General features: G+C 67.7%; 11 protein-coding genes and 1 pseudogene. 6 read left to right on the plus strand and 6 right to left on the minus strand.

Features of this window, described 5'->3' with window-relative positions; all coding sequences use genetic code 11:
* Complete coding sequence (locus OG963_RS00355) at nucleotides 1-1,227, plus strand: SpoIIE family protein phosphatase (RefSeq protein WP_327425371.1); 1,227 nt, start codon at nucleotides 1-3, stop codon at nucleotides 1,225-1,227.
* Nucleotides 1,228-1,707: 480 nt separating this feature from the next.
* Nucleotides 1,708-3,360: a hypothetical protein gene (locus OG963_RS00360; RefSeq protein WP_327425372.1), complete on the plus strand. Its 1,653-nt coding sequence runs from the start codon at nucleotides 1,708-1,710 to the stop codon at nucleotides 3,358-3,360.
* A gap of 121 nt (nucleotides 3,361-3,481) precedes the next feature.
* On the opposite strand, the gene OG963_RS00365 is transcribed toward OG963_RS00360, so the two are convergent.
* A complete protein-coding gene (locus tag OG963_RS00365) occupies nucleotides 3,482-4,834 on the minus strand; it encodes a replication-relaxation family protein (RefSeq protein ID WP_327425373.1) in 1,353 nt (450 codons plus the stop codon).
* Nucleotides 4,835-5,491: 657 nt separating this feature from the next.
* Nucleotides 5,492-5,698: a hypothetical protein gene (locus tag OG963_RS00370; protein ID WP_327425374.1), complete on the minus strand. Its 207-nt coding sequence runs from the start codon at nucleotides 5,696-5,698 to the stop codon at nucleotides 5,492-5,494.
* Nucleotides 5,699-5,923: 225 nt separating this feature from the next.
* Here OG963_RS00370 and OG963_RS00375 point away from each other — a divergent pair, with 225 nt between their 5' ends.
* The 4 genes and pseudogenes from OG963_RS00375 to OG963_RS00390 all read left to right on the plus strand — a co-directional run bounded on the left by OG963_RS00375 (nucleotide 5,924) and on the right by OG963_RS00390 (nucleotide 8,944).
* On the plus strand, nucleotides 5,924-6,370 hold the full coding sequence (locus OG963_RS00375; RefSeq protein WP_327425375.1) for a hypothetical protein: 447 nt from the start codon (nucleotides 5,924-5,926) through the stop codon (nucleotides 6,368-6,370).
* Between the two features lie 296 nt (nucleotides 6,371-6,666).
* Nucleotides 6,667-7,922: pseudogene (locus OG963_RS00380) on the plus strand (ParA family protein).
* Nucleotides 7,919-8,287 (plus strand): ParB N-terminal domain-containing protein, encoded by a 369-nt coding sequence (locus OG963_RS00385; RefSeq protein WP_327425376.1) that lies wholly within the window; start codon nucleotides 7,919-7,921, stop codon nucleotides 8,285-8,287. The pseudogene OG963_RS00380 and the gene OG963_RS00385 overlap by 4 nt, the downstream one beginning before the upstream one ends.
* Nucleotides 8,288-8,944 carry a helix-turn-helix domain-containing protein gene (locus OG963_RS00390; RefSeq protein ID WP_327425377.1) on the plus strand — a complete coding sequence of 219 codons (657 nt, stop codon included), beginning with the start codon at nucleotides 8,288-8,290 and terminating at the stop codon, nucleotides 8,942-8,944. It begins immediately after the preceding gene.
* Nucleotides 8,945-9,725: 781 nt separating this feature from the next.
* Here OG963_RS00390 and OG963_RS00395 read toward each other — a convergent pair.
* From OG963_RS00395 to OG963_RS00410, 4 genes are all read right to left on the minus strand, one after another.
* Nucleotides 9,726-9,917 carry a hypothetical protein gene (locus OG963_RS00395; protein ID WP_327425378.1) on the minus strand — a complete coding sequence of 64 codons (192 nt, stop codon included), beginning with the start codon at nucleotides 9,915-9,917 and terminating at the stop codon, nucleotides 9,726-9,728.
* Nucleotides 9,914-10,213 (minus strand): hypothetical protein, encoded by a 300-nt coding sequence (locus OG963_RS00400; protein WP_327425379.1) that lies wholly within the window; start codon nucleotides 10,211-10,213, stop codon nucleotides 9,914-9,916. Before OG963_RS00400 ends, OG963_RS00395 begins: the two co-directional genes overlap by 4 nt.
* Before the next feature lie 57 nt (nucleotides 10,214-10,270).
* Nucleotides 10,271-11,140, minus strand: coding sequence for an IS5 family transposase (locus OG963_RS00405; RefSeq protein ID WP_327425380.1), 870 nt, complete (start codon nucleotides 11,138-11,140; stop codon nucleotides 10,271-10,273).
* A 799-nt stretch (nucleotides 11,141-11,939) separates the two neighbouring features.
* The gene (locus OG963_RS00410) at nucleotides 11,940-12,491 is read right to left on the minus strand and encodes a hypothetical protein (protein WP_371798143.1); all 552 of its coding nucleotides are present in this window, start codon (nucleotides 12,489-12,491) and stop codon (nucleotides 11,940-11,942) included.
* Nucleotides 12,492-12,582: the final 91 nt, after the last annotated feature.

Raw genomic sequence — 12,582 nt, forward strand, 5'->3', positions numbered from 1 at the left:
ATGAACACATCCGGGATCGACTACGAGGCGGTATTCCAGGCGCTGCCGAGCGCGGTGGCCCTGTTCACCACGGACCTGGTGTATGCCGACGTCAATGAGGCGTTCCTGAACAGCATGGGGCGCACCCGTGAGCAGGTGGTAGGCCGCCACCTGTCTGATGCCTTCCCCGACGACCCCGAGGATCCCGCCGTGACCGGCATGCGCAAGCTGCGGGACTCGCTGCGGTGGGTGGCTGCCACCGGGGAGCGCGACGTTATGACGCTGCACCGCTACGACGTGGAGTACCCGGACCGGCCCGGGGTGTGGCAGGAGCGGCACTGGAGTCCGGTCAACGTCCCCGTCTTCGGCCCGGACGGGCGGGTGGCGCTGCTGCTGCACCGGGAGAAGGACATCACCGATCTGGTCTACACCCTCAGCGGCCGAGGCAGCGGTGAGCGGCCGACGGTACTGGAAGCCGAGCTGTACACCCGCGCCGGGGAACTGCAGGAGGTCAACGAACGGCTGCGCGCGGCCCACTCCCACGAACGCGAAGTCGCCCTTCGCCTGCAAGAGGCGATGCTGCCCACCACCGCTGTAAGACATCACCGCGCAGCAGTGCGCTACCGCCCCGCGGTCGGGGGACTGAACGTGTGCGGGGACTGGTACGACCTCGTCGACCTGCCTGGCGACCGCATCGCGGTAGCCGTCGGCGACGTCGTCGGCTGCGGCCTGACCGCCGCCTGCGTCATGGGCCAGCTCCGCAGCGCCCTCAGCGCCGCTTGTCGCGTTGCCGACGGCCCCGCCCAAGCCCTGGAAGCCCTCGGCCTGTACGCCCGATCCGTCGACGGCGCGGAATCGACCACAGCCATCCTGGCCGTCATCGACGGCCACAACCGCACCATCGCCTACAGCAGCGCGGGCCACCTCCCACCGGCCCTGCTGCACCCCGACGGCACCGTGGACTTCCTCGACCAGGCCACCGACCCCCCACTCGGCGCCCGCCCCGAACTCGCCCCCCGCCCCCAGGCCGAGACCACGTTCACCGAAGGCGCCACCCTCGTCCTGTACACCGACGGACTGATCGAACGCCGCCACGAAGACATCGATACCGGCCTGACCCGGCTTGCCGACGCCCTCACCCGCCACCAGGGAGCCGACCCCGAAACCCTCGCCGACGCCCTCCTGGCCGATCTGACCCCACCCGCCGGTGCCACCGACGACACCGCCCTCGTCGTCCTCCGCCTGTAACAGAGACGGCCAATGCTCCGGAACGGGCGCTCGCTGACGCGCAGCGGCACCCCACTGACACGACAGCCGCACGGCACCTGGTCGACGAGATGCTCACAGCCCGCGGAAAACTGGACAGACCGCTCCCGAACCCACCTCGACCTACCCATCCGAGCAGGAAAATGCCGACACCGTCCTCACCCAGTACGCCGACGACAGCTACGTGCGGCGCAGGCGGGCCAGGATCCCGTTGGTCTCGGCGGCTCCTCCGTGAAGTGACGGGCGCGGGCTACTTCGTCCTGCGCGGAATTCGACTCTTCCTCAATCAAGTCCTGTAGCAGTTCCACAGGTACGTAATCGACGCGCCGATGCTCCTCAACGCGCTGGTTGCCGAGGTCTCCGTCGTGGGCGAAACGGTCGGTCCTCGGGGGCTGATCGGCCGGTATCCCCGATGATGGGGATCGCCCGGGCAACGGATCAAGCAACGCTGGGAGTACGCACATGGCAGTGGAGGCCGGCACGCAGGAGGAACACATCGTGGGGCGGGTGTGGGTGGTGCGCCTGGATCCGTACGGCCGTCCCTCCGCCGGCACGGTCCGGCTCTCCTGCTCCCGCCCGGCCTGCGCCGACCAGCGCTTGCCCAACGCCACTGCGGGGCGCAAGGCAGCGGTCGCACACGTCAACACGCACCTGGCCCACATCGGCGCAGGCGGCGGGCCGCGCCCCGGAGCATGGTGCGGCTGCCGCGCCGCCGACTGCGCGTGGCACACCCCCGACCCCGACACCCTCCCCAAAAGGCGGACCGGTGCGCAGCCGTGGGCGGGAGCGGTGCGGTGCGGGGGCCCAGTGGTCCTGGCGGTATACGCGGACCGGGCTGGGCGGCTGTGGCGGATCGCGGAGACGTGCGCACGCTGCGCGGCCGCCACCCCCGAATGCCGCGTCCTGGACACCGCCCCACCACCCGCCCGCCCTACCCCGGCCCCGGCCGAGGCGGGCCAGGAAGCGGCGCAGAAGCCAGGGGCAGAGCGCAAGCCCGCAGGCAGCACCGCCAGGAGTGAGGCGGCGGCGGTGTTCTCCGACCACGGCCCCTCCCCCATGCCCCCCGTGGCCGACGCTCCTTCTCGCGCGGCCACCGGGCCCGCTCCGGTGCCCCGCGCCCGCGCCACCTCACCGGCAACAACGCCCGGGCAGGCGAAGCGGTGGGGGAAAATCGCGCAGCGGACCGTGCCGCATGACCTTCGGCCCGACGTGCTACGCCTGGAACTCATCGAACTCGGCGACGCGTTCCGCGCCTATCAACGACGTACTGAACCCGACCTCGCCCTCCTCGCCCAACTCCACGAGCGCAAGGCCCGCGCGTTCGCCTTGTGGGCCGACGTCACCGGCGACGGATCCCTGCACCACGAGGCCAACCGCGCCGAGATTGCCGCGCAGACCACCCGCGACATGCACGCCAACCGCGGTAGGCCAGTCAGTGCGAACGAGCCGGTGGTGGAACGGCTGCTGACCCGCAGCCAGGCCGCGCACGCCCGCACCGTGCTGGACTACGTCCAGGCCAACGCACCCCATCCCGACGCCGAAGTGCGCCTCGTGGTGCTCCTGCTCACCCTGCGGGCCGCGCGCGCCGGCGCCGGAAACATCATCGGACAAGACCTCACCGGCTGGCTGCCAGGCGACGCCGAGCAGGTACTGGAACGGCTGATCGCAGCCGACTGGCTACACCTGCCCGGCACCGTCACCGAAACCCTCGCCTCGCGCCCCGAGGACCCCACCGCATTCACCATCCCCACACTGCAGCCCGCACAGCCCCGCCCGTTCACCTTCGGCAAGACCAGCCGCGCCAGAATCTCCGGCTGGGCCCAAAAGGTCGTGGGCGACCGGAAGATCCGCAAGAAAAAACTGGACGCCACAACCCGGCTCCTCGCCCTCTACACCGCCGCCCACACCCGCCCCGACGGCCGCCTGGGACACGCCGAGGACGGCGGACTCCACCTTGGCAAGATCGCCGCGTTCTGCGCCCTGCCACCCGAAAAAATCGCCGAGCACGCCGGGCTGCTGGTCGCCGCCGACTGGCTCGCCGAAGCCGACACCGCCCAAGGAATGCTTCACGGACAGCTCGCCGAGCGGGTCCTACCGCTCGGAGGGCTGCTGTAACACGCTTCCCGCAACGATGACAGCCTCACCAACCTCCCGTCTCCTTCAGTTCTTCCAGCGTCAGTCCGCAAGAAAGGGCCGATCCCCGGAAGCAGCGCGAGCATCACCGGGTCCGGGGCGGCTATCTGCGGCGCAGGCGGGCCAGGATCCCGTTGACCTCGGCGGACTCCGCAGCCGTGACCGCCCGTTCAGTCGTGGGCGGCTGCTGGCTGGCCGTGATCTTGCGGCAAACCGTGCACGGGCCGCCTGTGGCCGCTGGCTCGCCCCAGGCATCGCCGGGGTAGACCAGGCCACCGCAGGACGGGCACTCCCACTTGTCCGCCTCCCGACGACGCAGCTCCTCCTCCCGCTCCTGGCGGCGGCGCTCCTCCTTGGCTTCACGCTCCTGGCTGCGCTGTTCTTCGCGGGCGTGGTACTCGTCTTTGGTGCCGGTGTTGGTGAGAGCCTCGGTGATCGGCTGCCAGTCACTGTGACCGAAGCGCCACCACACCGGCCCGTGGGGGCCGTGGGTGCGTAGCTGGTCGAGGTGGGTCGCGATGACGGGGACCGTGCCGGCGTGGTCCCACCACCCGTCTTCCTCCGTATCCTTGGGCGACCAGCCGTGTGGGTTCTGCCAGCGGGGCTGCCAGCACGTGCGGGACAGATCGCGGACGGCCTTGATGCGGTTCATCCGAGCCTGCGCGCCGACGTCCTTCGTGAAGACCAGGGCGACGGGCGGGAAGCCGCCTCTGCCGGAGTCGTCCCACAGCGTCGACCACAACGGGACGTCACGCCCGTGGTCGCTCTTCACCTGGCGGCCGAAGAAGCGTCGGTAGCGCTCGATCTTCGCGGCGACGACCGCGGCGGGTTCGGTGTGGTTGTCGACCTCCACGAACAACACCGGCACCTGGTCCTCCGGCGCCGTCAGGACCGCATCGGCACGCAGGCTGCCTCTGGCGGGGGTCGTGAACGTGCCCGTGACCGGAAGGGCGACTTCGGTCTCCCAGCCCCGCAGGTGCCCGAGCCCTCGCGGCCGTACCGGGAGCACGCGATCTGGGGCGGGGCGGGTGGTGCGGCGGGCGACGGGTTTCGTCGGCAGGGGCGGGGACTGGCGGAACGCGTCGATCGTGTCCGTCACCGCCAGAGCGTGCGCGGCGCCGGCCTTCGCCGCGTCCCTCGCGGTGCCGCCCATCTCCCGTAGCGGCCGCCTCAGCTCCGACGCGGCCGCCGCGAGCCCGGCCGTCGTCAGGTTCCACGAGTCCCGCCGCACCGGCCGCCCGTTCGCCCCCGGACTGGACGTCCGGCCGACCGACTCCATGAGCCCGGCGTGCCGCAGGTCCTTGCACGCGTTACGCACCGTCTGCGGATCCGCCGTGCCTGGCAGCACCAACTGCCGCAACTGCTCCGCCGTCGCGACCTTCACCACACCCAACGCCAACAACACCAGACCCCGCGCCCTGGCCGTCGAGTTGTACGGCCACTCCGCCCTACCCATCCGCTCCCCCATCCCTCGCCCGGCCCCACGGCGGACAGCACAACTGCTCGCCGGCCCCGGCCCGCCACCGTGTCTGTCCAAGTCCCCTTCACCGACAACAAACAGTCGGTAAAGGGGAGTCGGTGCGGCGGGCAAGCCACGAAACGGTCATTGACCTGCACGGCAACCAGTCACCGCGTCAATGATCACTGTAGACCAGAGTGTAGGGGCGACTGTAGGGCGGGCTGTAGGGAAAAGTGCAAGGCACGACCAAGGCTTGCCCGGCTCATCGGCCGCTCATCGGTCACGCATCATCCTGCGCCCGGAACGCGAGCGGTCATGGCGACGAGCGGACCATCAGCTCGATAGTGAGGGCACAGACCGGCAGAGCTCCGGTGCCGCACCGGACACCACTCACCACGCCCCATGACCGACCAGCAGACGAGCCGGCCGCGGACCAACCAGGTGACGTACACGCCGCCCGCTCGCGCGTCACCGCCCCGACATCCCACCCAGCGCCGAGAGTGAATCCCAGCAGCGCCCAGGCCCCACCCTGAATGGCGCCAGCCCTGAAGCTCCCGGGACGGCGCCTGGACACCGTCGTCCCGAGAGCCACGGCACAAACGACTGGTAGGCGGGCGACCTTCGCCAGCCGCACCGCCGACCGGCCGTGGTGTGTCAGCCGGCCTGCGAAATGCCCTGCACGAGCTGGGTCAGGACGCTCAGAGCTCCCTGACCGAAGTCTGTCGGGGCAATCAACACCCCTAGCGCCAGCACGATGACCACGGTGAACTTCTCGTCCAGACGGCTTCTGGCCTGTGTCCGACGGCGCGGCCGCAGAACGACAATGACAGCGAGCAGCACCGCCACGTTGATCGTCAGCACCCGACCAGTCCCCCCGTACAAGAGAGCATCGTCCGTCCTCTTGTGTAGCGCGAGACCGGTACGAGAGTGGTCCGGTTGCCGATCATTGGCGGCAAAGCGCACCCCTGGCCGGATTCCTCGAGGATGCGACCTACAGAGGCATCACGATGGCGGCAACTGGCTTAGGTCGCACGGCAAGAGCATGGGGGGCTGGACGCGCGGGATCTGCCGGACCAGGGTGTGTAGATGAACGACGACAACCATGCAGATGAGACGCCGCAGGACCGGATCGCGAAGGTCGCGCTCTACCTTGAATCGGTCAAGGCCCGGATGCCCGCGGAAGAGTTCGAGACCCTGCACCAGGCCGTGCGCGAGATGGCCCGCCTGCTCGCCGACGGCCGAGAGGGCTTTTGGGAGGCCGGCAACCGCGAGAACTTCACGGACACCATCCAGAAAGAGTTCCTCACCGTGATGGCGATCGTGACGACCGGCCGCATGGACCACCAGGTCGTGGACATGCCCGGCCCCGACGGCAGCCCCGGCTACGCAGTCGTCACCCCAGAACTCGCCAACGACCCCGACGAACTGGCGAAGCTCCGCGAGAAGATCACTAACTGGGCGACCGAACGCGAAACCATCAACACCGAGCTGGACGGCATCGCCCGCGCCAGCGGCACCGACACAGACCATTGACACCATCCGTTCCCACCGTGACTCGCGGCAGTCCTGGTGAGCGGCGGCAGCAAGCCCCCACGACAGAAGGTGCAGACCGGCAGAGCTCCGGTGCTCCACGGGACGCGGCTCACCACGCCCCATGAGCGACCAGACACCAGCAGACGAGTCTGCCGCGGGCCATGATGACGCCGCCATCTCGTGCGTCAACCCACGGTCCGGACCGGCTTCACCCACTCGCATCGACCGGGTGAAGCCGCGTCAATTCACACAGACCGGGACGTCGCCGCCCGCGCCAGAGTGAGTATGGTGACGCCATGGCCTCTCCATACCCTGACGGAGACCGGGAAAAGGTGGCGTCCAAGCTTCCCCCTGTGCAGTGCTCGGCCTGGACATTCAGGATGCCGCCACCACGGCCATCATCAGCTGGTGCAGCGGTGGCACGTCCGTTCCCGACGTAGACACCGCAGGAGCGAAGTCGTTCTCCACTTGGCTGCCTACGGGCATGTACGACGACTTCAAAGCGACCTGCACCGACCGCAATCTGTCGTACATTCAGGGCCTCGCGCAAAGTATCCGGGCCTGGCTGGAGGACAACCCCTCCCCGAAGCAGGTCGGCCTTCCCGCCCCGCCGCGCCGGATCATCGTGTGCAATCAGAAGGGTGGCGTCGGCAAGACCACGATCTCTGCAGGGATCGCAGAGGCTCACGCCGAGACGGCGGGTATCGGCGTCAAATGCCTCCACAACTTCGTGGGCACCCTCACCGACACCGAGCTTGAACGACTGAACCGCACTCGTGAGCAGCTTCTGGCTGTCGTCGCCGATTACACGGCGGGCGGTCAGCGAGTCCTCCTGGTCGACTACGACCCGCAGCTCCACCTGAGTAACCAGCTCGGCATCACGCCCATCGCTGTGGGGGAAGACAGCCTGGTCACTCACATGACGGGAGACCCCAAGGGGGAGATCAGCGATCTGGTCGTCACCATCGACAATCCCCGGTTCGCAGGCCGGCTTCACGTCCTGCCGGGCACCCGGAAGGGATTTCTGCTCGACTCCAAACTGGCGCTCACGGCCGCTCAGTCCCGGGGTTTCCAGAAGGATTCAGCGCTAGAGCGTGCCCTGCACCCGCTTGAGGCCGACTACGACGTCATCCTCATCGACTCTCCGCCAAGCCTCGGTCTCAGTATGGATGCCGGCCTCTATTACGGGCGCAGGCGGCCCAACGAGAAGCCTGGACGCTCTGGCGTGCTTATCCCTGTGCAGTCCGAGGACAGCTCAGCCGACGCGTACGAGATGCTTGTCGACCAAATCGGTGACCTGGAGGCTGACCTGCATCTTGAGATCGACCGGCTTGGCATCGTGGTGAACCTCTTCGACAGCCGTCGCGGCTACATCGCCACGTCGTCGCTGGAGGAGTGGCACAACGTGGAGGACCAGAGCGTGATCGCTGTGGTGGACGCCCTCAAGGAGCAGCGCGAGAGCGTCCGGCTCAAGAGGCCATTGCTGTCCTACGTCCCGGAGAGCAAGCAGGCTAACGTCATGCGGCTGATCGTGGCGGGAGCCGGTAAGTGAGCAAGAAGGACCAACTGGGACGGGGTGCTTCGTTCAGGGGCAGCGCCCGCCGGAACGCCATCGACCGAACCATCCGCAGCGGTGATCCAGCCGATACGTCGGCTCTAACCGACCTGCCGGTCCCGGCGATCAGCGATAACCCGGATAACCCGCGCAATCATCTCCGCAACTTGGAAAACACCGTTGAATCGGTGCGCGAAGTCCACGTCATCCTGCCCATCGTGGTCGGCACCGTCGATACGTACGTCCGCAGCCGACCCGACCGGGCCGACGATCTGGCTTCTGGTTCCCAGTACGTGGTCATCGACGGCCACCGGCGCCTGGAAGCTGCTCGGCAGGTCGGCCTGGCCACCATCCCCGTATGAGTGGATGACGCGCGACTGAGCACCGACGAGAAGATCCTTGAGTCCGCGTTCATCGCGAACTACCACCGCGAGGGCATGACGGACCTTGAGGAAGCCCATGCATTGAAGCAACTGGTCGACTACTACGGGGGCTCACAAACGAAGGCATGTAAGCGGCTGTCCATGTCTCCCTCAACGCTCTCGAGCAAGCTGTCGCTTCTGAAGCTGTCCCCTGAGCTGCAGAAGGACTTGATGACCGGGGAGCGGAAGACCGAACACGTCCGCAACCTGAGCAAGCTGGCGCCGGAAGCCCAGAAGACCAAAGCGAACGAGCGAGCTGAGGCGGCACAGCGTAGGTCACGAACCCGGCACACACCTGTCGCTGAGGCCGCAGATTTTCACGGCGTGAAGAATAGCGACACGGTAACGGTCGACGCGCAGGGCCCACCGCCAGTCGTCACCGACAGGCAGGACGCGCCCGAGGAGGCCATTCCGGAGCAACGGGACGCGGACGCCGGTGCGGGCCTGGAGGGCCCGGCTGCGGGAAAGAAATTCCCGTACCACAGCGGGGTGGAGGCAGGGGGCCTGCTCCTTTTCAAGATGCCGGCGGAGGAACGCGACAAGGTCTTGGAGATGCTCCTTCGGGACCGTGACGAGCGCCGGGCGAACGTCAGCTGAAGCGACAGCCAACTGATCGCAGCGCCCTGAAACGCAAAACAGGGCCGTGGCCTCCGACAAGCGGAGGCCACGGCCCTGTTGATGAGCAGTGTCGAGCTGTGATCAGCGAGACCGGATGGAGCGAAGCAGGCCCGCGAAGCCCAGCTTCCAGCGGTCCCAGAGGGCCGGGGCAGCTCAAAGTGTCCCGCGCGGGACTCTTTTGAAGTGAGCTGAGTGCCTGTCCCTGGTGTGGAAGGGTGGGCGGTGCCGGGGTGGGCGTCCGGTGTATGGCGCCGGTGACGGAACGGCCACCCCGGGCATTTGTCTGTCAAGCGTGGTCGTCGTCGTCCTTGCGCGGCGCGGTTTGGTGTCGGAGACGAACCGGCTCTCGCCGGGATGCGCCAGATTCCAGTTCTCCGCACAAACCTTGTGGGAGGCCTCCCCCGCGTGGGAGCGCAGCGGGGTCGGGTTTCCGCAGAGCACCCACGGTGCGGGACGGCGGTAGTGGAGGCCGTCGCGCCAGTCGAGCAGCACGGGCTGCCCGGGCGTGGTCATGGCCGGGTGGTGGTGCGTGCCGCGGTACCGGGTCGTCCTTCGCGGCGACCGTTGACGCTGGGCACTGTGGTGAAGCCCTCTCCTCGCAGCGGGACGGCCATGGCCGTGATGTGGAGCGTCTTCCTCGGTAACGCGAGCGTGGTCATAATGGTGGCTTCCTCTCGTAGCGCTACGGGATGGAAAGCCCGGAACAGCCGTCCAGCCGGGAAGTTGCGCCGGCTGTTCCGGGCATCGTGCTGTTCGGAGCTCAGGCAGCCAGCTGGTGGCCTGCGGCCGGGGGAGCGATGTAACTGTGCGGGTCGGCTGGGGTCCCGTCGTGACATTCCAGGCAGCTGTCGATCGAGGTAGGCAGAACGAAGTGGTAGCGGCGGCGGCAGATGCCGCACGTCTCCCTGGCTGCCATGGCCTTGTCGAGCGCGGCTTCCTTGGCGAGCGTCATGGGGCGGACCGGTAGCGCTTCGCGATCTCGTACAGCAGCCCGTTCTTCGGGCCGCGCGTCTCAACTTCGGCGACCGGGTCCTGACCTCCGGGCCGTAAGCCCATGGCCCTGAGCTGGCGTTTCGTGGCGGGCCCGGACGGTGCGCACAGGCGTTTGAACACCGGGGTCGTCGCCTCGGGCTCGGCTGCGGCATGCGGGTCGACGTCGGCCACGTCGTGGCCGGCCGCCATCACGCACCCCAGGGATGGGGTGGGGCGGGGCCGGCCGATCCGGCGGCGTGGACGCGGGGTGAGCATGGTGGGGCTCCTTCGCAGAGACGATCCGTACGTGAGAGGTCGTTTTCGTCCAATGTTTCATCCCGAGATGGGCTTTTTGGCGGCCTTTTTCGGGTCGCGCCAGGAGATTGTGTTCTCGCCGGTGAGGCGGCGGGCCATGAGGTCGGTCATTGCGATGTGGACCACTGCTTCGGACCGGGTGGGCAGAGTTTCGTAGTCGCGGACCAGGCGCCGGTGGAGCATGAGCCAGCCGTAGGTTCGCTCGACTGCCCACCGCTTCGGTATGGGGGTGAATCCCCTGGTCCCGGGGGTGCGGGCGGTGATTTCCATGTCGATGCCGAGAGTTGCGGCATGCTCGACGAGGTGCTGGCGGTAGCCGCCGTCGACCCATGCCTTTCGGATGCCGGGGTGTTGTGCGGCGACTTGGTCCAGGAGTCGGGTGCCGGCGATGGAGTCCTGCACGCTCGCCGCGGTGACCAGCACGGCGAGCAAGAGTCCGAGCGTGTCGGTGACGATGCTCCGCTTCCGGCCGACGATCTTCTTACCGGCATCGATGCCCTGACTGGAGGCGTGGACGCTGGTGGAGGTCTTGACGCTCTGCGCGTCGATCACGCAGGCCGACGGCTCGCCGTCCCGTCCCTCCGTCCCCCGTAAGAGCTGCCGGAGCAGGCCGTTGAGCTGGGCGAACACGCCCTCATCGGCCCATTTGGCGAAGTAGCCGTAGACCGTGTTCCAGTGCGGGAAGTCGTGCGGGAGGTAGCGCCACTGGACCCCGGTGCGGTCGACGTACAAGATCGCATCCATGATGTCGCGCAGGTCGTGCTCGGGCGGTCGCCCGAAGTCCAGGGCCCTGCCACGGCGCTCGAAACGCCAAGCGGCAAGTACCGGTTCAATCAACTGCCAGAGGGCATCGGACAGATCACTCGGATACGGACGTCGCTTCGGCATGCTTCCGGCGTACCGCCGCAGACTGAGTGCGCCCAGGCGCACGGCAATGACGACGAAAGCATACGGGCCACGAAGGCCGGGCTTTCTGGGATGAGACAGGCGCAAAACACATCCCGCCCCACCCGTCACCCCGCCCGTCCAAGAGGTCCCGAAACACACCTGCTACCTCACCATCACCGCGACCACACGCTTTCAGAATCGGCCTATAGCAAGGCAATGCAGATGAAAACGACCTCTGAGTGACTGTTTTCAATCCCCGGTTTTGGGTAGCTTTGGGCCTTAGGCTGGCTGGCTGTCCGAGGGCGCCGGGGAGGCCGGAAAACGGGTATGCGGCGGTTGTGGTGAACGGCTGAGGCCGGACGCGCGGCCCGCTGCCGTGTTCGGCTCGGCGGCGTGTCGTTCCAGGCAGTGGCGCCGTGACCGCCGGTTGCGCAAGCGGGTGGCCGCTGAGTTGAGCGGTGTCGGCCGGGCCGAGTGTCCCGAGTGCGGGGCGACTTGGGTGGCCGGGGTAGATCGGCGTTCGAACGCCGTTTACTGCTCGCGGCTGTCCTGTCTCAATTGATCTTGCCGATAGCCGGTCCCCTGAGCTGGGCCTATGCAATCAGGGTTGAGACGGGACTGTGGACCGATCTCATTTGATGTTGCCGGTGGGAGGCGAGATGGCCCGCGTGTCTCACGTCGTATTGTCGGTTGCGCTTGTTCCTGGTCCTCAGGACGCGACAGAGAGCTCGTGCCCCTGCGGGTCCCGCGCATGGCGGGCGAGTATCGGGGTCGCCCTCAGGGCTGGGCAGGTGCCCAACTACTGACTGGCGTCGTCGTGGTGAGCGCACAGCCATGCCGCCTCGAACTCGTCTCGGCTGATCTCCATGCCCACAAGGTCGGGGTCGAAGATGTCCACGACGGGCGGGTTGAACGGCCAATCGTCCGGAGTGCTCCGCACAGCGGCCCCGTTGTCGCCCAGCTCCACCTGGCGAAGTCGGCGCCCGTCAGGCCCAACTTCCATCAGGTAAACCGCCGGGTCAACGTCATCCTCACCATCCCATCGGCGCCGCAGGTGCACGACGCTCCGGTCCGCCAGCGCGCCGAAGCCGAGACGGTTGCGCTGAGCGTCGCGCTGGGCCCGCAGGCCGGACAGGCCGCCGGGCATAGCGGGCGCGTCGATGTCGACCTCGTCCAGGTCCCAGCTCTCAGCCCGTTCGACCGCGTCCGAATGGTTGATGACTTCGACCTCAGCGAACGTCTCGACCACTTCCCGGGTCGACCTCGCATGGACCCACCACCACAAACCGCCCATGCCGTAGTCGTGCACGACGAGGAAGCGTGTCTTGTCAGCAGCGTCAGCATGGGTCACGTGGGCCGAGTTTAGTAGCAGTGTCGAACGAAATTCGATCAGTGTCGGCGTACACATTTACGTCCCCAGCTTCGTACGGATGAAAAGGGAC

The sequence above is a fragment of the Streptomyces sp. NBC_01707 genome (genome assembly GCF_041438805.1).
Lineage (GTDB): Bacteria > Actinomycetota > Actinomycetes > Streptomycetales > Streptomycetaceae > Streptomyces.

Bases quoted from the DNA above. Each gene is read 5' to 3' on its own strand.
- OG963_RS00365 (WP_327425373.1), bottom strand. From the start codon at position 4,834: ATGGGTAGGGCGGAGTGGCCGTACAACTCGACGGCCAGGGCGCGGGGT.
- OG963_RS00360 (WP_327425372.1), top strand. From the start codon at position 1,708: ATGGCAGTGGAGGCCGGCACGCAGGAGGAACACATCGTGGGGCGGGTG.
- OG963_RS00405 (WP_327425380.1), bottom strand. From the start codon at position 11,140: ATGCCGAAGCGACGTCCGTATCCGAGTGATCTGTCCGATGCCCTCTGG.
- OG963_RS00375 (WP_327425375.1), top strand. From the start codon at position 5,924: ATGAACGACGACAACCATGCAGATGAGACGCCGCAGGACCGGATCGCG.
- OG963_RS00395 (WP_327425378.1), bottom strand. From the start codon at position 9,917: ATGACGCTCGCCAAGGAAGCCGCGCTCGACAAGGCCATGGCAGCCAGG.
- OG963_RS00400 (WP_327425379.1), bottom strand. From the start codon at position 10,213: ATGCTCACCCCGCGTCCACGCCGCCGGATCGGCCGGCCCCGCCCCACC.
- OG963_RS00355 (WP_327425371.1), top strand. From the start codon at position 1: ATGAACACATCCGGGATCGACTACGAGGCGGTATTCCAGGCGCTGCCG.